This is a genomic window from Embleya sp. NBC_00888 (genome assembly GCF_045207655.1).
Lineage (GTDB): Bacteria > Actinomycetota > Actinomycetes > Streptomycetales > Streptomycetaceae > Embleya.
Genome location: NZ_CP108785.1, coordinates 4,151,395 through 4,173,989, shown reverse-complemented (window position 1 = coordinate 4,173,989; position 22,595 = coordinate 4,151,395). Strand labels below are relative to the sequence as shown.

Below are 22,595 nucleotides of genomic sequence, written 5' to 3'. Positions count from 1 at the left end.
CGCGTCGGGCGGCGGAGCCGGCACCGATTTGACAGAACTAGCCGGATGTCGCCGACGGCTTCACCGCCTCCCCTTGCCCGTGTGAGTGTTTCGCTCGCTCGGGCACGCAGCCGGCCTGCACGGTCACCCGCGTCACTCACAAGGCGGACGCGGCGCGGACCGGCGACGTGGTCGAGTCTCCCCCACCCAAGGAGTCTCGATGAACCGCAGAACGACCACGGCCGGGACCGTCCTGGCCATGCTCGCCGGCCTGGCCATCGGCACCGCCGGCCCGTCCTCGGCCGGAGCCGACCCCTCCCCTCCCCCCGCCAACTCCCAGGCACTCGCGGTATCCGCCGCCGACCGGGCGGCCGCCGGCGGCCTGGACAGTCTTGCCAAGGGGCCCGACGAGCAGTACGAACGCCAGGTCGTGACCCCGTGGGTCGACGACCTGTACTCGGTCGCGTACCAGCGCACCTACCGCGGCCTCCCGGTCGTCGGCGGGGACGCGGTCGTGTTGGCCGACGGCCAGGGCCGGATCCGCTCGACCCAGTCCGCCACCGGCACTCGGATCGCGGTCACCACCCAGCCGACCATCACGGCCGGCGCCGCCGAGAGCACCTCCAAGGCGCAACTCCCGGTCGTGGACAGGGTCGACTCGCACCGCCTGGTGGTCCGGGTCAAGGACGACAGGAGCGCGTTGGCCTGGGAGACCGTGCTGGTCGGTCGTACCGCGAGCGCGCCCAGCAGGTTGCACGTGTTCGTCGACGCGGGCACCGGAGTGGTGCTGAACAGCTACGACGACGTGCGCGCCGGCAGCGGCAACAGTCAGTGGAACGGGCCCAATCCGCTCGCCATCGACACCAGCGGCTCGGGCGGTTCCTTCTCCCTGCGCGACAGCACCCGTCCCGGCCTGTCCTGTGCGGACTACGGCACCGGTCAGGTCTTCACGAAGTCCACCGACTCGTGGGGCAACGGGCAGGCCACCAGCAAGGAGACGAGCTGCGTCGACGCCATGTGGGGCGCGCAGAAGGAATGGAACATGCTCCGCGACTGGCTCGGTCGCAACGGGCACAACGGCAACGGCGGCAGCTGGCCGATCAAGGTCGGCCTGAACGAACTCAACGCCTACTGGGACGGCTCCTCCGTCACCATCGGCCACAACCAGTCCAACCAGTGGATCTCGTCGATGGACGTCATCGGCCACGAATTCGGCCACGGCATCGACCAGTTCACCCCCGGCGGCGCGGGCAGCGAGGCCGGACTCGGCGAGGGCACCGGCGACATCTTCGGCGCGCTCACCGAGGCCTACACCAACGAGCCCTCCCCCTACGACGTCCCCGACTACACCGTCGGCGAGACCGTCAACCTGGTCGGCCAGGGCCCGATCCGCTACATGTACAAGCCCTCCACCAACGGCGACCCCGACTGCTACAGCTCCTCCATCCCGAGCACCGAGGTCCACAAGGCCGCCGGCCCGCTCAACCACTGGTTCTACCTCCTCGCCGAGGGCACCAGCCCCGGCGGCGGCAAGCCCAACAGCCCCACCTGCAACAACACCACCCTCACCGGGGTCGGCATCCAACAGGCCGGCAAGATCTTCTACGGCGGCATGCTGCTCAAGACCAGCGGCATGACCTACAAGAAATACCGCACCACCACCCTGACCTCGGCCAAGACCCTCGACCCCACCTGCGCCCTGTTCAACAAGACCAAGGCCGCCTGGGACGCCGTCAGCCTGCCGGCGCAGCCGAACGACCCCACCTGCACCTCGGGTCCGACCGACCCCGACTTCTCGATGACCCTCAACCCGACGTCGGGCAACGCGCCGCCCGGTGGCAACGTCACCACCACGGTGAGCACCACGACCACCGGCGGCACCGCGCAAACGCTCACCCTGACCACCTCGAACCTGCCCGGTGGGGTGACCTCGGAGTTCACGCCCGGCACCATCCAGTCCGGTGCCAACTCGTCGCTGAAGTTCTCGGTGAGTTCGTCGGCGACTCCGGGCACGTACCCGGTGACGGTGACCGCCGCCGGCACCACCACCCATACCGCGCAATACACGCTGACCGTCGGCAACGGCCCCGGCGGCTGCACCGCACCCGCGTGGAACGCGAACACGGTCTACACCAACGGCAGCGTGGTCTCGTACAACGGCCACACCTACCGCGCCAAGTGGTGGACCCAGGGCGAAGTCCCGGGAACCACCGGCCAATGGGGGGTGTGGGTCGACCTCGGCGCCTGCTGAGCAACCCGCACGCGACCGGTCCGCGCGACTTCGGCCGTGATCGGTCTTCTTCTTCGAATGACGCTGCCCGGTAGGCCCGTTGCATGGCCTACCGGGCAGTGCCACGTCCGGAACATCACAATGACCCGGCTGCTGCGACGTCCGTCCGGGCGGGGCCGCGACCTGGCCTTGGGCCGTGGACTCCACTACTGTCTCGTTGCCGGTCCCGGACGGCCTCGAAGCAACGATCCCGCTGCGGAGAGTGCTCCTGCGCTTCGTCGACCTGCTTTTGAGGAAGCCAGAGGAAGCCAGTCGACACCGTTGGAGCCGTTCATGTCGCATGACCACAAGACCCTCGCCGTGACCGACGAGGGCGGCGTGCTGCGGGTTCGTCTCGACCGCCCCGACAAGGGCAACGCGCTCGACGAGACCATGTTGTCCGAGCTCGGCACCATTCTCGCCGGACTCCGCGAATGCCCCGACATTCGTGTCCTGGTGCTCTCGGGTGCGGGTGACGACTTCTGCCTGGGCGGAGGTCGGGCCGAGATGACCCAATTGTTGGCGGCCGACCCCACGGGCCTCGCGCTTCGCCGCCTGGGAGACCGCGCCCGGGCCGTGTGCGAGGCGCTGGCCGCGGCCGAAGTCGTCACGATAGCCCGGGTACACGGCAGAACGATCGGAGCCGGGGTGGCCCTGGCACTGCACTGCGACCTGCGCGTGGGCACCGAGGACAGTCGCTTCCGGCTTCCCGAACTCGCGCTCGGACTCCCCACCACCTGGGGCGGCGCGCTCGCACGGCTGATCAGCGAACTGGGCATGTCGCGCGTCCGGGAACTGATACTGACCGCCGACGCCCTCGACGCGCAAACCGCCCACCGAATCGGCCTGTTGCACCGCGTGGCGCCCTCGACCGACATCGACCGGGTGGTCGACGGCTGGATCAGGCCGACCCTGCGCAGGTCGGCCTCGGCGCTGCGCACGAGCAAGGCGCTCCTGCACGCGTACTCCGCCCCGTCCCGGCTCGCGGACGTCGGGCTCCTGGACAGCCACCTCCTCGCCGTCGCGGTCGGCGAGACCACCGGCGGCTGACCGGCACACCCATGCCCGGCCGTCATCCGCGGCCGGTGGATTCGACTGCCTCGGTGACCACTTGGCCGAATCCGATGCATCCCCGGCGCCGGTCGTCGTCGCGACGGGCCCGTAGTCGACGCGGAATCCACCCGTCCGCCGCGTGCCACGCCGGGCTGGTTCGAGCGCACCATGCGCGCCGCGCCCGCCGCACGAGCCGCATCCCGCGTACCACCCCTGCCTCGCGACGTGGGCACGGCATCGCCCCCGGCATATCGCCCACCGGCGTCTATCCATATGACGCATTCCCTCCATCCGATTCGCGCATTCCGGACCGCAATCTTCGCCGACTTCTCCAATCGGCTGATTTCCCACGCGAAATCCGTCGCCGATCACCGGTCGTACCGTCGGCCGGGATAAAGCATCATGTCTCGATACTTCGGGACATACTCGCGTACTTCGTCAAGTCCGTCGCAGAACGGAATGGCCGAAAAGCGCCGCGTGACGAGGATTCGATCTGGGCAACTCAACGCCATTAGAATCACAAGGCCCTACAACCGAGAGAGCAATGCCAAAAGTGACGCTTGGTGTCAATCAGACATATTCGGCGCGTACGGAGAGGTCGGGTCGAACCGCGGCCGACCGCTCGTGTTGTCGACGCACCCGCCGAACCGAGCCGACCACCCGGGCTTGCCTTATCGCGTGACGAGGATCTTGTAAATGGATTTCATGCACGACCCCGCACTCTGGTACGGGGTGATCGGCACGGGCGCCGCCGGGATATACGCGGCGCGAAGCCGAAGAACTGTCAAGGGTTTGCGTGAAAGAAACCGCACACTCGCCGAGAATGTGAATATGCGCGACGACGAGATTCTCAACGTGGCGCGAACCCTGCTGCCCGCCCTGGTCGAATCGGGCGAACGGCTCAAGGGCTCCGTCCTGCTGCACGAGGAGCTACGCGACACCCCCTACGCGCAGGGCATCGAGACGGTGGTGGAGATGTTCACCACCGCGGTCGAGGACGCCCGGAACCGCGCCGATCATTCGGCCAAGACCGCTCTCAAGGCCGCGATGCGGACCCTGCAGGGACTGGCCAGTGAGCAGCAGCTCGCGATCTCCGAGATGCAGAAGAACTACGCCGATTCCCAACTCCTCCAGGACCTGTTGGGAATCGACCACATGAACTCGCAATTCGGCCGACGGGCCCAGGTGATCGCCGCGCTGTGCGGCGGTTGGACCGGAAGGCAGCGCAACGCCACACCGCTCTACGACGTCATGCGCGGCGCCAAAGGACGTATCCGGGACTATCTGCGGGTCGAGATCCGGATGCAGTCCAACGTGGCGGTCATCGGCCGAGCGGTCGAGCCGGTGGCTCTCGCCGTGGCCGAACTCCTGGACAACGCCGCCAGTTACTCGCCCCCGCACACCACGGTCGAGATCAACTTCCAGACCGTGCCCAACGGCGTCTGCATCATGGTCGACGACGCGGGTGTGGGCATGCACGAGGAGGTCCGGCAAAGCGCCGCGCGCTTCCTGACCGCGGACGAGCCGGTCGGCATCACCCGGCTGGGGCATCCCCCGCAGTTCGGCTTCCCCGTGATCGGCATGCTCGCGGCCCAGTACGGGTTCACCGTCTCGGTGGACACCCGCTCCCCCTACGGCGGTACCCGCGCGGTGGTCATGCTGCCTCCCGAACTGCTCACCACCGCCGTGGACACGGGGCCGTCGCCCGAGCAGCCGAGTCGACGCGAGCGTAGGGTCGCGGTCCAGCCCCGGGAAGTCGCGCCGTCCGCCCCGCGGGCCGCGCAGCCGGCCCCGGCGGCCGCACCCTCGGAGGACGACCTGCCGCAGCGCCGGCGCCGAGCGCCGCTCCCGGCCGCGCGGTCCGAACAAGCCGACCCGCCGGACGCCCCCGCCCGATCGGACGCGGAAGTCGCGGGACTCATGGGTGCCTTCCAACGAGGCACCCGTTCCGGCCGCGTCCCCGACACAGACACCAAAGGGCACGAATCTCGATGAACAACGACCTGGCCTGGATGCTCAACGACGCACTCAAGCTTCCAGAGGCCCGACACGCGATTCTCCTGTCCGCCGACGGGATATTGCGGGCGCATTCCGACGGAATCTCCCGCGATGAGGCGGATCGACAGGCCGCGGCGCTTTCCGGCCTCCAGTCGATCAGTCGCAGCACCGCGGAGTTCACCGGCAACGCGGAAACACCGTGGCGGCAGACCCTGGTCGAGTTCGGTGACGGCTTCATCTTTCTCGTGGCGGCCGGCCCCGGAGCCTATCTGGCGGTGTCCGCCACCGAACACGTCGATATGGAGATCATCACGTTTCGCATGCAACAGCTGGTCCGTCAGCTAGGAAAGGAAATGACCAGCCCGCCCCGACAGGACGTGGATCACGCCGTATGACGACGCCCGACAAGCCGGAGCCCGGCACTCCCGAATTAGTCCGTGCCTACGTCATCACCCAGGGCCGCGGGCATCCCACCCGCGACGGCCTCGACCTGGTCAGTCTGGTGATCGCGCTTCCCGGCGACATGTCCCCGCACATCCTGGATCCGGAGAAGAAGCGCCTGGTCGCCCTGTGCCGGGGCGGCATCCTCTCCGTGGCCGAGGTGGCCGGGCATCTCGAACTGCCCATCGGCGTCGTCAAGGTGCTGCTGTCCGACCTCATCGACAGCGGCATCGTCGCCACCCGGCAACCCATACCCCCGGCCGAGTTGCCGCGGCGTGAACTCCTCCAGGAGGTGCTCGATGGACTCGCTCGTCTCTGACGACCGCCCCGGTGCCGGCCCCCCCGTCACCGTGGCAGACGTCTACCTCTCGGACAGCGTGCGCGTCGCGGCCAAGATCCTGATCGTCGGGCACTTCGCGGTGGGCAAGACCACCTTCGTCGGCACGATGTCCGAGATCCGCCCGCTGACCACCGAAGAGACCATGACCCAGGCGAGCGTCGACGTGGACGACCTCACCGGCGCCGGCCGCAAGACCACCACCACCGTGGCATTGGACTTCGGCCGGCTCACCCTCAGCGAGCGCGTGGTCCTGTACCTGTTCGGCACCCCCGGGCAGCAGCGATTCGCGCAGGTGTGGAAGGACATGACCATCGGCGCCCTCGGCGCCCTGGTACTGATCGACCCGCAGCGCTTCGACCAGTCCTTCGACGTGATCGGACTGCTCGAGGAACACGACATCCCGTACGCGGTCGCGATCAACCGCTTCGACGGATCCCCCACCTACCCCATGGACCGGCTCCGCGACGCCCTCGACCTCCTTCCCGAGACACCGCTGATCACGTGCGACGCCCGTGATCGCAATTCGTCGAAGGAGGCCCTGATGACCCTCGTCCGCTACCTCCAGGCCCGTGCGCAAAAGGAACCCGCGTGAACTCTCGTCCCGATGACCCGTCCGCGCCACCCCCCGGCTGCCCCGCGCACGCCGGCAGCGGCGCGACCTCGCTGCACGGCAAGGCGTTCTCCATGGACGCCCATGCCGTGTACGCCGAACTGCGCCGCCAGGGACCTGCCGCGCCCGTGGAGTTGGCGCCCGGCGTCGACGCCATGCTCGTGACCTCGCACGCCGCCGCGCTGCACGTACTGCACTCGCCGGAGGTCTTCGCCAAGGACCCGCGTCGCTGGCGGGCACTGGCGGACGGCACGGTGCCGGCCGACAGTCCGGTCGTGCCGATGATGATGTACCGACCGAACTGCCTGTTCACCGACGGCTCCGAGCACCTGAGGCTGCGTCAGGCGGTGACCGACAGTCTGAACCGGATCGACCCGTACGAGCTGCGTCGATTCGTCGAGAGCAGTTCGGACTACCTCATCGACCAGTGGGGCGACAGCGGCTCGGTGGACCTGCTGCACGGCTACGCCAAAACCCTGCCGCTCCTGGTCTTCAGTCGACTCTTCGGCAGTCCGGCCGAGTTGGGTGACCGACTGGTCGCGGGAATCTCGGGAATCTTCGAGGGCGTGGACGCGGAGAACGCCAACGCGGTGCTCACCGGCGCCCTGGTGGAACTCGTCGCGCTCAAGCGCGCCCATCCCGGACCCGACGTCACGTCGTGGCTGATGGCGCATCCCAACCGGCTGAACGACGAGGAGATGATCCATCAACTCGTCATGCTGATGAGCGCGGGCACCGAACCGCAACGGAACCTGATCGCCAACGGGCTGCGGCTGATCCTGTCCGACGAACGTTTCTCGGCCAGCCTGTTCGGGGCCGGGGGTTCCGTCGAGGACGCGCTCGAAGAGGTGTTGTGGACCGACCCGCCGATGGCGAACTACGCCGTGCACTACCCCGTGCGCGACGTCGACCTGTCCGGCGTCGCGGTGCGCCAGGGAACGCCGGTGGTGATCAGTTTCGCCGCCGCCAATACCGACCCCACACTCTTCGCGCACGGACAGCGCCCGAGCAACCGCTCGCACCTCGCCTGGAGCGCCGGGCCGCACGCCTGCCCGGCCAAGGACTCCGCGTGGCTGATCGCCACCGCCGCGATCGAGAAGCTCCTCAATCGCCTCCCCGACCTCGAACTGGCGATCCCGGTTCAGGAGTTGGACTGGCGGCCGGGCCCCTTCCACCGGGCCCTGAACGCGCTGCCGGCGCGCTACACCCCCGTCCTCACGCACCGGGCGGCGAGTACACCACCCCCCGTACCGACCGCCGCCCCGCGCGTCGCCGCCGGCCCCGCCGACCGCGGTGAGGAAGTCCGCAAGCCGGGTGTGTGGAGTTCCTTCCTGAACTGGTGGCGCAACCAGTAACCCGCCGTACCGCCACCTGATTCACCGAACCTCCCGGCCCGATCGGCCACTTCCCGAGGTTCCCCCACCGGCCCCACCAACCGAAGAAGTCCAAGAGCGTCGGCCGCCCGGCCATCCGGGCGGCCGACCGATCACGCCTGTGCCGAGCGTCTAGTTGACATCCTGTTGAGTTCCACCAAGGAGACGTCATGCAGTCCTCAGTATCCGCCACCGTGATTGACCGCCGGACCGTCGTCGGCCTGTTGTCCCGCCTGCGCTCCATCGGCGGACAGGCGGACCCCCTGCCCATCTACGCGGAACTCAGAGCAATGGGCGAAGTCGTGCCCGCGCCCTGGGGCGGATATCTGCTGACGTCCTATCAGGCCTGCGATCAGGTACTGCGCAGTCCGGCCTGGCTCGCCTTGGACGGCGCGTGGCGCGCCGCTCAGACCGACGGTTCCCGCTGGACGACGCCCGCGTCCCGGGAACTCGCCCATACCCTGGTGGCACTCAATCCGCCGCAGCACACCCGACGGCGCCGATCCATCAGCAACATCTTCGACCGGAGCACCCTCGACGCGATGCGGCCCGCCGTCGAGCGGATCACGGACGGATTGATCGACCTCCTCGTGGAACGCATGGCGGCGGGCGAAGCCGACTTCGTCGACACCGTCGGCGAACAACTCCCGGTGGCGACGGTCGGCCACTGGCTGGGCGTGCCGGCCGAGGACTTCGATCTCCTACGCGCTCTGACGCACGCCCAAGCGTACTCGCAGGAGTTGCTGCCCACCAAACGCCAACTCCGCGAGGCCGACGCCGCCGCGATCGGACTGCGTGACTACTTCACCGCGTTGGTCGCGGAACGACGCGCGAAGCCCGGAGACGACGTGATCTCGACCTGGCTGCGTACCTGGGACGGCATCGAGCCGGACCGGGAAGTCGCGGACGAGGAGGTCTACTTCCTGGTCATGTTCATCGTCATCGCCTCGCTGGAGACGACGTCGACCCTGTTGTCCACCATGATGTGGATCCTGCACCGACACCCCGCCCAGCGGTCCTGGCTGCGCGGACGACCGGACGCGGTACCGGACGCGATCGAGGAGGTCTTCCGCTACGACCCGCCGATCCACGTGACCACCCGCCTGGCCGGCGAGGACACCGAACTCGCGGGGGTGTCCATCGCCCGCGGGGAAGTGGTCCACACCATGCTCGGTGCGGCGAACCACGACCCGGCGGCCACACCCGACGCGGACGACTTCGATGTCACGCGCCGGGGCCGACACATCTCCTTCGGCGGCGGAATCCACTACTGCATCGGCGCGGGACTGGCCCGCCTGGAAGCCACCGTCCTCCTGGAGAAGACCCTGCGCCGCCTGCCCACCCTCCGCGTCGTCACCGAGCCGAACTGGGAACCCCGCCTGGCCTTCCGCCGCATCACCACCCTGCGGGTGAGCGAACGCTGAACCCCCGCAGTCCACTTCCGGCTCCGTCGGGCACCCGCCACCGCCTTGTGCGGGAGGTGGCGGGTGCCGCCGGGCGACAGCCGGGCGCCGGGCCCGCGCTCAGGTCTTGTTGCCCGCGCGCAGCCATGCGATGTAGTCGCCGGCGGCTCGGTCGGTGTCGTACTCGGCCCGGTAGTCGGTGTCTTCCTGGAGACGGCCGATGTCGAGGACCATGTGCTGCCCACCGCCTCCGGTCGGGAGGTCGATCCGAGCGTCGGGAACCACCTTCCTGATCGCCTCGACGAGCTCGGCGTTGGTGGTGGACCGACCCGAACCGACGTTGTAGGTACGGTGGTTCAGTTTGTCCGAGAGTTGGAGAAGGGCGATGGCCCGCCCGGTGTCCTTCACGTAGTTGAGGTCGAGCCCATCCTCGGCGAAAGCAGGCCCCGCCAGGTGGGCGAGGTTCGGTGTGGTGCCGTGGGCGGCGGCGTGCACGAGGGCGGGCGCGGCGAAGAACGGATCGGGGTGTCCGAGCGGGCCCCAGGTCCCCGAGATGCGGTAGTCGACGATGTCGATGCCCGCGGTGTCGGCGAGGAATCCGCCCAGCATCTCGCCGACCTTCTTGAAGGTCGGGATCGAGACGGATGCGCTCATCGACAACGGCGCGTCCTCGCGGAGCACTCCGTCGTTCGGGGTGCCGAAGTAGACCCCGATCGTGCTCGCGATGCCCAGCCGTCGCACACCCCAATCCTGGGCCGCCTGCACGACGTTCAGCAATCCACCGAGCGCCTGCCGGGTCTCCTCCACCGGAGCGTCGGGGACGGGGGGCCAGGGGTAGGACCCGGCCAGGTGCACGATGCCCGTGATGTCGTGGCGGTCGCCGATCGCGAGCAGGGCATCGAGGTCGGTGATGTCCGCCTGCTTCACGGTCACCCGCGACCCGGCGAGCACGGCGGGCAGTTCGCGGGTGCGGCGCTGGACCGCGACGCAGTCCTGACCCAGGTCGAGCAGCGCTCGCACGGTGTGGGAGCCGATGAAGCCGAGACCTCCGGTGACGAGGATCATCGCCCGTCCTTTCCTTAGTGATCCTGATCCGTGGCGGGCCTGTTCGTCCGCGGCGCCGACGATCGTGTCGGAACGTCCGCCGGGAACAGGGCCTTTACTTGCTGCGCAGCGTCCCCAGCGGGTCGGCGGCGTCCTCCAGTGCGGCGACCGCGGTCTTCCAGTCGGTGTCCTCGGGGTAAAGGGCGCTGCGGAGGAAGGCCGTGGTGAACCGCTGGATCAGGGCGACGCGCGCGGGGCTCTCGTCCGTCGTCTCGGCGACCTCGTAGCCGGGGATGCCGCCGAGCGAGTGCTCCGCCCCGAACAGGGTGAGCAGGCTCTTGTCTCCCGGGCTGTGGGTGTAGGGGTCGGTGAACCAGTCCGGGCCGCGGGTGGACAGGTGGGACTGGTCGTGGTCCCCGGCGACGATGAGGGCCGGGGTGGTCATGGCATCGAAGGACGGCCTCAGGAAGGGGAGGTGCTCGACGGCGAAGGGAGTCAGGTCGTCGCCCAGGCCGGTCAGAGCCAACAGCACGCCCGCCTTGACGCGGGGGTCGGACATGTCCTCGCCGGGAACGCCGTCGGCGTCGAGGACACGCGCCCCGAGCAGCGCGCTCGCCGACTGGGCGCCCCAGGAGTGGCCGGCGACCGCGATGCGACCGCGGTCGACGCGGCCGGCGAGGCCCGGCACGGACGCTTCGAGGATGTCGAGCCCGTCCAGCACGCGGGTGAGGTCCTCGATCCGAATGCGCCAGATCCGGGGCGTACGCGGGTCCTCGTGCGGGATGGCGAGCGTGCGGGAGTCGAGGTGGGTGGGCTGGACGACCACGAAGCCGTTCGCGGCCCAGTGGTCGGCGAGCGGCGCGTAGCCGTTCATCGACCAGCCGAATCCGTGCGAGAAGACGATCACGGGCAGGTCGCCACCGGTCGCGGGGGCGGACACCCGCACCTGGAGGTCCGCACCGCGCCCCGGGGCGGGCAGGACGATCGGCTTCGCGGAGACCACCGTGGCGCTCGTGACGTTTGTGGCTTTGGTGAAGTCCGTGGTGTTCGAGTCGGACATGGAACTGCCTTCCGTTCGGCTTCTTCGCAGTCTTGGTTCGGCGGACCCGGCCGCCGCCCGCGTCGGGGCGGCGGGCGCGGGTTGGGTTGGCGGCGAGGACCGTCTTTGACACGCGGGCACACCGACGCCGCCTGTCGACGGTCGTGTGCCCTTCCCCGGACGGAGCGCGAGCCCGCCGGACGGCATCGTCCGCGGTCTCTCGATCTGCCATCATGGGCGAAACGGAACCTCGCTCCGCCAACGATACGGAACATGGTTCCGCTTTGCAACGGCACGAAAGGACCCGCGGCGATGAACGACGACAACCGGCAGGGAAGCGCGGCCGAATCCAAGCGCAAGGACGTCCGGCGCAACCAGAAGACCCTGCTGGACGCGGCCGCCGCGGTCTTCGTCGCCTCGGGAGTGGAGGCCCCGGTACGCGACATCGCGGCCAAGGCCGGCGTCGGGGTGGGTACGGTCTACCGCCACTTCCCCACCCGGGCGGACCTCGTCATCGCCGTCTACCGCCACCAGGTCGACGCCTGCGCCGAGGCCGGCCCCGCCCTCCTGGCCGCGGGCCCGACCGCGCACGTCGCCCTCGAACGATGGGTCGACCTCTTCGTCGACTTCCTGGTCACCAAACACGGCCTGGCCGCCGCGATGCAGGCCGACAACGCCGGCTTCGAGGCCCTGCACGCCTACTTCCTCGACCGCCTCGTACCGGTGTGCACCCGACTCCTCGACGCCGCGGTCGCAGCGACCGAGGTCCGCTCCGACCTCACCGCGTACCAACTCATGCGCGGCATCGGAAACCTGTGCATCGGCGCCGAGACCGACCCCCGCTACGACGCACGCGCCCTGGTCGCACTCCTCGTCGCGGGCCTACGCCAACCTCGCTGACCCGCCATCCGGCCACCCGCGCCCTCGCCGTCGGGCCCGGTGGCCGTACGCGGTGGGCGGCGCGGTCTGCCGCCGCGCCCAGGTGACGAAGGCGACGGTCGCGGCGTCGGAGTGCGAGCCCGCGCCCAAGGCGCGTCGACCTTGTTGGCACCGATCGCGGATCCTTGACGAACGAAGATGTGAGTGATTAGCTACTCACATCTCGACCGGCAATGGCAATACGCCAAGGCCAAGTCGACATACCCCATGAATTTCTGTCAATCTGCCCAACGTTCCGCGGCCCAAAATATGAGTGATCAATCACTCATGAGGCCTTCTCGTCAAGGAGATCGCGCCATGAGCACCGAAGCCACCCCACGCGCCGCCGGCACACCCAACGCCCTCCTCCCCCCGATCGAGGCCGTCGACGCCGACGCCCCCGTCATCGTGCGGCTCGCCATCACGGTGAACGCCCCGCTCGCCGACGTCTGGGCCCTGCACAGCGACATCGACGCCTGGGCCGACTGGAACCCGGACATCGACCGCGCCGAACTCGACGCCCCACTCGCCCCCGGCGCGCGGTTCCGGTGGCTCACCCACGGCCTCGACATCACGTCGACCGTCTACCAGGTCGTCCCCGGAAAGCGCGTCGTCTGGGGTGGCCCGGTGCAGGGCATCGAAGGCGTCCACGTCTGGACGTTCCACGAGCAGGACGGCGTCGTGACGGTCCGCACCGACGAATCCTGGAGCGGCGCACCGGTCGACGCCGCGCCCGACGACATGCGCCTCGCGCTCGACCACTCGCTGCGCGAATGGCTTCGACACCTGAAGGACCACGCCGAGCGCCGGCAGCGGTAACACCTCCGCCGCGATCGACGCCCGGCCGCCGACCCGCCACCCACCACCCACCACCGAACAACTTACGGAGATCACCATGACCAACCCCGCCGACGCACAGACCAGCCCCCCGATCTCCCTCACCAAACAGCACCTCGAAGCACCCGCCGAGTCCACCCACGACGAGGCCGGGCGGTGCACGGACGCGAAGGGCCAGGGCAAGTCCAAGAACAACGGCAAGAGCAAGAACAAGGGCAAGAAGCGCAAGGCCACCAAGCACCGCCTGACCGAAGCAGCCGCCTACACCGGTCTGGGCCTGTTGGTCCTGATCGAACCGTGGGTCCTGCTGTTCCTCGTCCCGGTGATCCTCTTCATGATGTGGAAGTGACCCCACTCCGGCTCCGCCCTCCATGAGCGCGGGGCCGGAGTCGTGCCGTTCCAAGGCCGGGACCTCGTCTGCGGCCTCGCCGAGATCGAACTCGCGGGCGGCGGCGCGGCCCACCGGCCGCGCCTCGGGGCGGAGGCGGCGGGCCTGCGCGAGGCGGTGCGCACGCCGGTCGCCGAAACCCGGGACGGATGACATGACGCGGCCGTCGACCTGCTCGGACCTGATCGGACCTGATCGGACCTGATCGAAGGCTGGATTCCCGTCTCGCGGGTAATCGCGATCGAATTCACGTCGTCTCACGAAGGGAGCCGGTGATGAACACCGCGAAGATCGCGTACAAGCCGATCGGCCTGCTCGCCGGGGCACTGAGCGGAATGGTCGCGGGTGCCGTGTTCAAGCAGACGTGGAAGGTGCTGGGCCACGAGGACGACGCCCCGGATGCCACCGACGAGGACCGTGGGTGGCGTGAGGTGCTCATCGCCGCCGCGCTGCAGGGGGCGATCTTCGCGGCCGTCAAGGCCGCCACAGACCGCGGAGGGGCAACCGCCGTCCGCCGCGTGTCGGGCAAGTGGCCGGGCTGACCGACGCGGCCCCGAAACCGAGCGGAGACCGCGACGGCGACGGCGACGGCGACGGCGACGACAGGGCCTCCCCCGCACGCCGGCGCCCGAACCTGCTCGTGCACCGCGTCGGCCTCGACATGCTCTCGTCACGCGTAAGGTGCCGAACATATCTCGGGAGTCCGGCCTCGGAAGGAATCCGAACTCCGGACCACGGTACGCGGCAAGTTCCTCGACCGGAATTCCCCGGCCGGATTTCTTCGGCCGAGGAACCCGTGTCGATCTCGGCGTCGCGACGGTAATTCACACCGCTTTCGTGATGCCGCTTCGAGCGCCGCCGAATTCGGGCCGGCTAGTGGCTCAGTGCGGCGAGTACCGCCCCGGCCATGGCGCTTTCGCCGGCCGCGTTCGGGTGGAAGGGAAGTGTGGGTGAACCCGGGATCAGGCCTTCGACCCACGGTTGGTCGGAGCACACGTCGTGGCCCTTGCTCACGGTGGCCGTGTCGACGTACGTCGTGCCGTTCGCGGCGGCCGTGGTGGCCGGCATGCCGTTCAACCGGGTGATGATGCCGCGCAGGTACGCGACGTCGCCGATCGCCGGCGGCCGGCGACCCAAGCACGTCCACTCGTTGTCCGGAAGGACCGACGGATAGCCGACGAGGACGATCTTCGCCCCCGGCGCCTTGGTGTGGATCGCCTGGAGGGCCGAGGCGAGTCGCGGTGCGGTCGCCGTGATGGCGGCGGCGAGGACGTCGTTCTCGTAGACCCATGACGCGGTGCCGAAGTCGAAGTGCCGGTCGGCGTATTGGTTGTGGCACGGAGCACCGAGCGGGTCCGACCCCGACACCAGGATGCACTTGAGAATGACTTCGACGACGCCGAGGGGGGAGGCGCTGAGGTCGTTGCCGCCGATGCCGAGCGTCACCAGGTCGGTGTCCCTGTCGACGGCATCCAACTGTGGCACCGGGGATACCTGAGCTGCCGTCAGATCGAGGACCTTCGCACCCGCGCAGGTCACGTCGCTGTAGTCGGTCACGCCGAGCGAGGCCGCGAGGACACTCCCGAAGTTGTGGTTCGAACGCAGGCACGCACCGGCGGACACATCCGGTATGCCCGCGCCCGCGGCGTACGAGTCGCCCAGCGCGGTGTACTTCGAATAGGACGGCGCACCCTGCGCGGTGGCCGGCCCGGTCAGGACCGTGGCGGCGAGTAGTGCGGCAGTACCGAGTAGAACGGGGGATCTTTTCAGGATCGTGCGGAGCACAATTCCTCCCGGATGACCTTCATGGGAATCTGTTTGTCGTACCGGCCGGTAAGCTACTGTCGAGTCACCAACATGTCCAGAGATACGGAAAGCAGATCGCCGATTGATTCCCATGGTTACTACGGTCCTTTTCCCGCATGCCGATCCGTGTGAATAATTCAATGTACGGGCATGCCGAAATCGATATTGCCGCACTCTGTCGCGCATTCGATCCCCACCGTCGCGGCACGGCCCCCAGGTCCCGTGCCGCGACGGCTGCCCCGACGGCGGCCCCCCACGGCATCCACACCGGCGTGCGGTCGCCCTGCTCGCGCACGAGCCCCGGCTCGGTGCCGGCGGTGGTGCAACCACCGCCGGAGCATCAGAGGGTGAATGTGGTGGTGATGTGCGGGTCGGCGGCGTGCCTGCCGATGGCCAGTCGGTAGGTGCCGGGCACCGTGGTCCAGGCGTTCGCCTCGGTGTCCCAGCGCTCGAGGGTCCGCGGTGTGACGTGGACGCGGACGGCCTCGGTGGCACCGGCGGGGACGTCCACGGCGGTGAAGCCGATCAGCCGAAGTGGTTCGGGTGCGCCGAACAACGTGCCGTCCGCGGGTTCCAGATACACCTGCACCACTTCGCGGCCGTCGCGCGTGCCGGCGTTGGTGAGTGTGACGTCGATGGTCAGGCCCTGGTCGGCATCGCCTTCGACCTCGGCGTCGTCGTAGCGCCAGTCGGTGTAGCCGAGTCCGTAGCCGAAGGGATAGGCGGGCTTGGTGCCGTGCCGTGCCCACAGGCGGTAGCCGATGGTGTGGCCTTCGGTGTAGTCGATTCCGCCGTCGACGACCTTCGTCGACAGCAGCGGGACGTGCTCCTCCTCGGCCGGGAACGTCGAGGGCAGCCGGCCGCCCGGTTCGACCTCGCCGGTCAGGACGTCGGCCAGTGCCGCGCCGCCTTCCTGGCCGGGTAGCCACGCCCACAGCACCGCGGCCACCCGATCGCGCCACGGCATGAGAACCGGTGCACCCGCGTTGACGACGACGATGGTGTTCGGGTTGGCCTCGGCGATCCTGGTCACCAGTTCGTCGGTACGGCCGGGCAGCGCCAGGTTGCTGCGATCGAAGGATTCGGATTCGATGTCGTCGGTGGTGCCCACGACGACGATCGCGACATCGGCCGCGGCGGCGTCGGCGATCGCCTCGATGAGTTCCTCGTCGTCGGACAGCCGCGGGGCGCCCCAGCCCATGCCGATCTTGCCGAACATCGTTTCGACGACGCTGTGGAAGACCAGTTCGATGTCGACGGGCACGCCGGCCCGCGCGTCGACGTCCAGGCGCCGCAGCGGCGGGCGCAGCAGCATCGCGCCCATGTCGGCGCTCTCGGCGGCCGAATGGATCTCGTGGGACACACCGTCGACCGTGAGCGTGAACGCACCCGCGCCGACGACATCGATCAGGTGGGTCCCGTCCACGACCGGGGTGAGTCTGGTGCGCATCACCACGGCGGTGGTGCCCTCGACCAAGGTGCCCGGCCAGAAGACCATGCCGGGGTCGAGGCGCACGGTGGTGTCCAGCACGATGCCGTCGGCGGCCCGGTATTCCAGGCCGACGCCGGGGTCGCCGGTGGTCGGGTCGACGATGGCGTCGCGGGGCAGCGCGGGGAGGTACCGGTGGGTGAACGCGCCGGACCGTACCATCAGTTCGACGTCGGGACCGAGGGCGGCTCGCAGTCCCTCGGGGATCCCGACGATGTGCTCGGGGTTGACGTGCGCGGAGCCGCCGCCCTGGGCGGACACGCGTACCGCGTTCGGGCCGATCAGGGCGACCCGGCGCAGCGCCGAGGCGTCCAGGGGAAGCGCCCGGGCACCGTTCTCCAGCAGCACCATGGCGCGGGCCGCAACCGCGCGCAGTTGCGCTGTCGCGTCCGCCGGAGTGCACGTGTGGCTTCGCGCGACTTCCTCCTCGAGCACACCGACACGGGCGGCGAGCCGTAGGACGCGCAGCACCTTGTCGTCCAGGACGGCCTCCTCGACCCGGCCGGCCCGGACCGCCTCGACAAGTGGTTCGAGCCACTGCGCGGTGGGGCCCGGCATGGCGACGTCGGTGCCTCCGACGACCGCGGGCTCGGTGGAGCGGACCGCCGTCCAGTCGGAGACCACCACGCCGTCGAAGCCCCACTCGTCCTTGAGGACGTCGTTCTGCAACCGGGAGTTCTCGGTCATCGACGCGCCGTTGACCGAGTTGTACGCCGACATCACCAGCCACGCCCGGGCCTCGCGGACCGCCGCCTCGAACGGCGCGAGGTAGACCTCGCGCAGCGCGCGCTCGCCGACGCGGCTGTCGTAGGACATGCGTTCGTCCTCGGAGTCGTTCGCGACGAAGTGCTTGATCGTCGCGGCGACTCCGGTCGACTGGACGCCCTCGACGAACGCGACGGCGGTCCGCGCGGTGAGCAGCGGGTCCTCGGAGTAGCACTCGAAGTGCCGTCCGCCCAACGGGGTGCGGTGCATGTTCACGGTCGGTGCCAGCAGGACGTGGACGTCCTTGTCCAGGGCCTGCGTGCCCATCAGCCGGCCCACCCGGCGTGCCGTCTCCGGATCCCAGGTGGCCGCGGTCGCGGAGGGGCACGGGAACAGCAGCGAGGTCTCGTGCTCGCCCATGCCGGTGCCGCGCACTCCTGCCGGGCCGTCGGACATGCGCAGCGCGCGCAGGCCGATCCCGGGCAGTTCGGCCAGCGACCACATGTCGTGGCCGGCGACCAGACGCACCTTGTCTTCGAGGGTGAGCCGGCCCAGCAGGGCGGTCAGGTCGTGGGCGTCGGCCGGGTCCGGCGGGATGAGGTGGTTCATGTTCGACTCCATGGCATGCGTGTCGGTGCCTTGCCCTGCTGCTGCGGAACAGTCAGCCGAACGATCAGGGGAGCAAGCGGCCGAGCGATCAGGACGGCACCGCGATGAAGCGGTTGGTGCCCGGCTCGTACGCCTGCACCCGGAAGGGGAGCGCGCCGCTCGGCGTCTGCTGTGCGTACGTCGCGTCGTCCCGGTAGTTGGGCAGGCGGTACTTCCCGAGGCCGAACCCGGCCTGCTGGAAGCTGTTGTAGTTCAGGTCCTTGCCGGCCTTCCCGGCGATCGACTTGAACAGGGAGAGGTTGATGCAGGCCGTCTGGACGGACCCACCCAGCGTCGGCAGGCCGGGGGCAACGGTGGTGGGGTCGACGAGCTTGCCGGTGAGCGAGGGGTCGGCCTGCTCGACGGTGTGCACGCAGTCCACGATCTGCGGTTCCGTCCAGTCCAGAACGGGGTTGACCACCACCGAACCGGTGAGCGTGCCGAAGTCGTGCCGGCCCTTGTCCTGCGTGTAGCCCGAGGGGTTGAGGCTGAACAGCAGGCGCGGCCGCCAGTCCGACTTCTCCAGCATCGCCGGTATCTGCGAGGCCGCGCCGCCGGTCAGCAGGATCGTGTCGGCGCCCGCGGTCCGGGCCTTCTGCAGGAGGACGGTGCCCTGTTGCAGGGTTGCGGCCGGGTCGCCGACGGTCGACCCGAGGTATCCGGTGGCGACGGGCGTGACGCCGTAGCGCTTGAGCGCGGGCAGGAGGATGTTCTCGGCGTCCGTCTGCCCCTGGGTATCGGCGACGACGGCGACCTTCCGGTCCTTCAGGTCGCCGTGCGCCGCGAGCGCGTCGACGGCCTTGGCGGAGGCGTCGCCGTCGATGTCGGTGAACCAGGGTGCCTGGGCCTGGGCGTACAGCGCGGCCGGCATGGCCCCGCCGATCAGCGCGGTCTTGTGGGTCTGGACGTAGCACGAGGTCTGGTCGGCGATGGGCAGCATGCCCAGGACCGCGAAGACCTTCTCGTCCTCGGTGAGCTTCACACAGGTCTCCTGCGCGGAGGCCGGAGCCAGCAGGTTGATCTTCGCGAACACCGGGACGATCTTGCGGCCGTTGATCCCGCCCGCGGCGTTGAGCTTGGCGATCAGCGCCTTGTAGGCGACCTCGAAGTCACCCGCGTCGAGATTGACGAACGGCTTGAGCGCGGCGAAGTCGGGGTAGACGACGCCGATCTTGATGCTGTCCGCGGTGACCCCCGGCGCCACTGCCGGGATGGCCGGAGCGTTCGAACCCGAGGGGGTGGTGGGCGACTTCTTGTCCTCGACGGTGCAACCCGCCGCGGCTGCCGCCACGCACAACGCGGCCAGAATCGAGGTGGCGCGTCGGGCGGTCGGACGGATACGTCTGGTGGAGGTCATGCCGGGGAGTCCTTTCGAAGGGCGGGGCACAACTGGAGGGCAAAGCACAAGAAGACGGGGTCTGACAGGCGGCGGGACCGGCTCAGGTGGGCACGGGGTCGCTGCGTTCGATGGCGCGTTCGTCGGTGCCGAGGTAACTCGCGACGACCTTCGGGTTGTTGCGCACGGCGGAGGGCGCGCCGGCGGCGATGACGCGGCCGGTCTCCAGGCAGTACACGCGGTCGCTGATCCCCATGATCAGCGGCATGTCGTGCTCGATGATCAGCATGGACGCGCCGAGTTCACGCCGGATCTCCACGATGAGCGGGCCGAACGCCTCCGTCTCGCGCTGTGCGACACCGGCGGTCGGCTCGTCCAGGCACAGGACACGGGCGTCGAGCGCGAGCAGGCCGGCGAGTTCGACGATTCGCCGGGTGCCGGTGGACAGGTCGCCGATGAACGCGTTGGCGTATCGGCCGAGGCCCAGGAAGTCGATGAGGTCGTGCGCATGGGCCTTCTTGGCGCGCTCCCCCTTCAGGGATTTGGGCAGCCACAGCGCGGACGACAGCAGTCCGGTACGCCCGCGCGCCTCCAGGGCGATCTGCACGGTCTCGGTGACCGTGAGCTCGGGAAAGAGCGTCGCGGCCTGGAAGGTGCGACCCAGGCCGACGGACGCGCGGCGCGCGGGCGCCAGTGTGGACACGTCCCGGCCGAGGAGTTCGATGGTGCCGGTGGCGGGGACGAACCCGCCGATGGCGTTCATCAGCGTGGACTTGCCGGCGCCGTTGGTGCCGATCAGGCCGACGATCTCGTTCGGCATGACCTCGATCGCCACGCCGTCGACGGCGCTGACGCCGCCGAACCTGACGCGGATGTTCGAGGTCGCCAGCACCGGCTTCCCGTCGGGCAGCGGTGCGCGCTCCGTGCGGGTGAGCGACGTGGGGATGGCACCGACGGTCTTCGCGGGTGCCGGGCCCAGACGTCGTTCCGCCCAGGAGAGCACGGCATCGCGCATCGCGTAGCCGATCTGGACCAGACCGCCGGGGAAGTACAGCAGCAGCATCAGCAGGCCGAGGCTGGAGGCGAGCAGCGGCACGATGGAGTTGCCGGGGAAGACGGCGGGCAGGCCGATCACCCACAGCGATCCCCATACCGGCCCCGAGGTGGCGCCGAGTCCGCCGATGACGACGACGGATACCAGCGTGAGGGAGTCCGCGCTGCGGAAGTACGCGTCGCTGTAGGGCACCGTCTGGAGCGCGCCCGCGAGCAGCGCCCCGCCGATCCCGGCGACGCCTCCCGCCAGGGCGAACGCCCGCAGTTTCACCCGGGCCGCGGGCACGGTGTAGGCGGACGCGGTCGCCGGGTTGTCGCGTACCCCGATCGTGGTCCGGCCCACGCCCGTGCGGTGCAGCCTGCCGGTGATCACGAGCACGGCCGCGAGCACGGCCAGCACCACGTAGTAGTAGGAGCGTTGCGACGTGACGTCGATCCCGAAGACGTCGGTGCGCGGGAAGGACGCGGCGGTCTGCGTCGGACTGTCGTGGAAGACGTCCTGGGTGTAGACCCACTGCTCGCAGGCGACCGCGAACGCGAGCGTGCTGACCGCCAGGAGCAGTCCCCGCACCCGCAGTGCGCCGGCGCCGATCACGGCGGCGAGCGCCGCGGTCAGCAGCGCCGCGGCGCACACGGCGGTGGGGAAGGTCAGGCGCTGGACCACCAGGACGTTGCCGCCGCCGAGGTCCAGCCGCAGTCCGCGCGAGAGCGATGCCGCGGTGAGCGCGCCGATCCCGGCGAACGCCATCTGCCCGAGCGAGAGTTGCCCGGCCCAGCCGGTGAGCACGGTGACCGACGCGGCGCAGATCGCGTACGCCAGGATGGTCGTGTAGAGCAGTTGCTTGGACGGCTGTGTGACGAGCAGCGGCACGACGACCGCGATCAGCCCGAGGAACATCAGGCCGAACCGCTCCAGGTTGCGCACCCACCACAGCTCTTGCAGGCGTACCGGGATCGCCCGGACCTTGGGCGCGAAGGAGAACGTCGACGCCTCGGTGTCCCGACCGCGCCCCACGACGAACACCGCGACGAGGACGAGCGCGAAGACGACCATGTCGGTCAGGCCGGGCCGATCGATCCAGTTGAACTGGACGACGGATTCGAGGAGTCCGAGGACCACCCCGGCGACCAGGGCGACCCGGAAGGAGACCATGCGGGCGATCACCGCGGCCGCCAGCGCCCTCATCAGGGTGGTCATGCCCAGTACCGCGGGGGAACCGACCGATCCGGTGCGGCCGGAGATGAGGATCAGGCAGATCGTCGCGACGAGCCCGGCGATCGCCCACACCGCGGTGGAGACGGCCTTGGGGCTGATGCCGTTGAGCCTGGCCAGATCCGGGTTGTCCGCCGAGGCCTTGACCGTCTTGCCGAGCACGGTACGGGCCAGGAACCAGCCGAGCGCGACGGCGACGAGCGGGACGACGACGAGCACCGCGAGCTGGGTCGCGGTGACCTCTACGCCGGCGGGACTCCACTTCGACGTGGACCACACCGGATACGTGTTGGCGGCGTCCACCTCCGGATAGGCCATGACGATCACCAGCGCCAGTTGGGCGACGCCGATCGTGGCGACCAGCAGGATCACGCGGGGGGCGGCGAACAGGCGTCGGACCACGACGAGGTCGACGACCGCGCCGAACGCGGTGCCGACGACGAGGGAGACGGCCAGCGCGATCCAGAACGGCACGTCGTAGCGGAGATTCAGCAGCGCGAACAGCGCCGAGCCGACCAGGCCCATGTTGGCGACCGCGAAGTTGACGATGCGGGTGGAGCGGTGGACGAGCACGATGCCCATCGCGAGCAGGCCGACGACCATGCCGTTGACGACGCCGTCGAAGGCGAGCTGCCGGGTGAGTTCGATCATGG

19 protein-coding genes are annotated in these 22,595 nt (G+C 69.4%); 13 read left to right on the top strand and 6 right to left on the bottom strand.

Annotated features, from left to right (window positions below):
- The first annotated feature begins 199 nt into the window (after positions 1-199).
- The 8 genes from OG948_RS52450 to OG948_RS52415 all read left to right on the top strand — a co-directional run bounded on the left by OG948_RS52450 (position 200) and on the right by OG948_RS52415 (position 9,487).
- Positions 200-2,230: a M4 family metallopeptidase gene (locus OG948_RS52450; RefSeq protein WP_331772157.1), complete on the top strand. Its 2,031-nt coding sequence runs from the start codon at positions 200-202 to the stop codon at positions 2,228-2,230.
- 312 nt (positions 2,231-2,542) lie between these two features.
- Entirely contained in the window at positions 2,543-3,298 is a 756-nt protein-coding gene (locus tag OG948_RS52445) for an enoyl-CoA hydratase/isomerase family protein (RefSeq protein ID WP_331772156.1), read from the top strand.
- Between the two features lie 834 nt (positions 3,299-4,132).
- Positions 4,133-5,296: an ATP-binding protein gene (locus OG948_RS52440; RefSeq protein ID WP_406300730.1), complete on the top strand. Its 1,164-nt coding sequence runs from the start codon at positions 4,133-4,135 to the stop codon at positions 5,294-5,296.
- Positions 5,293-5,694, top strand: a complete 402-nt coding sequence (locus OG948_RS52435; protein ID WP_331772154.1) for a roadblock/LC7 domain-containing protein — start codon at positions 5,293-5,295, stop codon at positions 5,692-5,694. The genes OG948_RS52440 and OG948_RS52435 overlap by 4 nt, the downstream gene beginning before the upstream one ends.
- Positions 5,691-6,059, top strand: a complete 369-nt coding sequence (locus OG948_RS52430; RefSeq protein ID WP_331772153.1) for a DUF742 domain-containing protein — start codon at positions 5,691-5,693, stop codon at positions 6,057-6,059. The genes OG948_RS52435 and OG948_RS52430 overlap by 4 nt, the downstream gene beginning before the upstream one ends.
- Positions 6,040-6,672 carry an ATP/GTP-binding protein gene (locus OG948_RS52425; RefSeq protein ID WP_331772152.1) on the top strand — a complete coding sequence of 211 codons (633 nt, stop codon included), beginning with the start codon at positions 6,040-6,042 and terminating at the stop codon, positions 6,670-6,672. The genes OG948_RS52430 and OG948_RS52425 overlap by 20 nt, the downstream gene beginning before the upstream one ends.
- The gene (locus OG948_RS52420; RefSeq protein WP_406300729.1) at positions 6,669-8,045 is read left to right on the top strand and encodes a cytochrome P450; all 1,377 of its coding nucleotides are present in this window, start codon (positions 6,669-6,671) and stop codon (positions 8,043-8,045) included. The genes OG948_RS52425 and OG948_RS52420 overlap by 4 nt, the downstream gene beginning before the upstream one ends.
- A 188-nt stretch (positions 8,046-8,233) precedes the next feature.
- Positions 8,234-9,487, top strand: a complete 1,254-nt coding sequence (locus OG948_RS52415) for a cytochrome P450 (protein ID WP_331772151.1) — start codon at positions 8,234-8,236, stop codon at positions 9,485-9,487.
- 99 nt (positions 9,488-9,586) lie between these two features.
- On the opposite strand, the gene OG948_RS52410 is transcribed toward OG948_RS52415, so the two are convergent.
- Both OG948_RS52410 and OG948_RS52405 read right to left on the bottom strand, forming a co-directional pair.
- Positions 9,587-10,531, bottom strand: coding sequence for an NAD(P)-dependent oxidoreductase (locus tag OG948_RS52410; protein ID WP_331772150.1), 945 nt, complete (start codon positions 10,529-10,531; stop codon positions 9,587-9,589).
- Between the two features lie 94 nt (positions 10,532-10,625).
- The gene (locus tag OG948_RS52405; protein WP_331772149.1) at positions 10,626-11,570 is read right to left on the bottom strand and encodes a chlorophyllase/cutinase-like alpha/beta fold protein; all 945 of its coding nucleotides are present in this window, start codon (positions 11,568-11,570) and stop codon (positions 10,626-10,628) included.
- A 291-nt stretch (positions 11,571-11,861) separates the two neighbouring features.
- Here OG948_RS52405 and OG948_RS52400 point away from each other — a divergent pair, with 291 nt between their 5' ends.
- From OG948_RS52400 to OG948_RS52380, 5 genes are all read left to right on the top strand, one after another.
- Positions 11,862-12,449 carry a helix-turn-helix domain-containing protein gene (locus OG948_RS52400; protein ID WP_331772148.1) on the top strand — a complete coding sequence of 196 codons (588 nt, stop codon included), beginning with the start codon at positions 11,862-11,864 and terminating at the stop codon, positions 12,447-12,449.
- A 336-nt stretch (positions 12,450-12,785) separates the two neighbouring features.
- A complete protein-coding gene (locus OG948_RS52395; protein ID WP_331772147.1) occupies positions 12,786-13,286 on the top strand; it encodes an SRPBCC family protein in 501 nt (166 codons plus the stop codon).
- A 76-nt stretch (positions 13,287-13,362) separates the two neighbouring features.
- Complete coding sequence (locus OG948_RS52390) at positions 13,363-13,653, top strand: hypothetical protein (protein ID WP_331772146.1); 291 nt, start codon at positions 13,363-13,365, stop codon at positions 13,651-13,653.
- 42 nt (positions 13,654-13,695) lie between these two features.
- Positions 13,696-13,845 (top strand): hypothetical protein, encoded by a 150-nt coding sequence (locus OG948_RS52385; protein ID WP_331772145.1) that lies wholly within the window; start codon positions 13,696-13,698, stop codon positions 13,843-13,845.
- Between the two features lie 122 nt (positions 13,846-13,967).
- Positions 13,968-14,234 carry a DUF4235 domain-containing protein gene (locus tag OG948_RS52380; RefSeq protein ID WP_331772144.1) on the top strand — a complete coding sequence of 89 codons (267 nt, stop codon included), beginning with the start codon at positions 13,968-13,970 and terminating at the stop codon, positions 14,232-14,234.
- 331 nt (positions 14,235-14,565) lie between these two features.
- Here the strand turns inward: OG948_RS52380 and OG948_RS52375 are convergent, their stop codons facing one another.
- From OG948_RS52375 to OG948_RS52360, 4 genes are all read right to left on the bottom strand, one after another.
- On the bottom strand, positions 14,566-15,591 hold the full coding sequence (locus OG948_RS52375; protein ID WP_406300728.1) for an SGNH/GDSL hydrolase family protein: 1,026 nt from the start codon (positions 15,589-15,591) through the stop codon (positions 14,566-14,568).
- Positions 15,592-15,838: 247 nt separating this feature from the next.
- Positions 15,839-18,301: a glycoside hydrolase family 3 C-terminal domain-containing protein gene (locus OG948_RS52370; protein WP_331772142.1), complete on the bottom strand. Its 2,463-nt coding sequence runs from the start codon at positions 18,299-18,301 to the stop codon at positions 15,839-15,841.
- A gap of 88 nt (positions 18,302-18,389) precedes the next feature.
- Positions 18,390-19,697, bottom strand: a complete 1,308-nt coding sequence (locus tag OG948_RS52365; RefSeq protein ID WP_331772141.1) for an ABC transporter substrate-binding protein — start codon at positions 19,695-19,697, stop codon at positions 18,390-18,392.
- Between the two features lie 82 nt (positions 19,698-19,779).
- Positions 19,780-22,593, bottom strand: coding sequence for an ABC transporter permease subunit (locus OG948_RS52360; protein ID WP_331772140.1), 2,814 nt, complete (start codon positions 22,591-22,593; stop codon positions 19,780-19,782).
- Positions 22,594-22,595 lie beyond the last annotated feature (2 nt).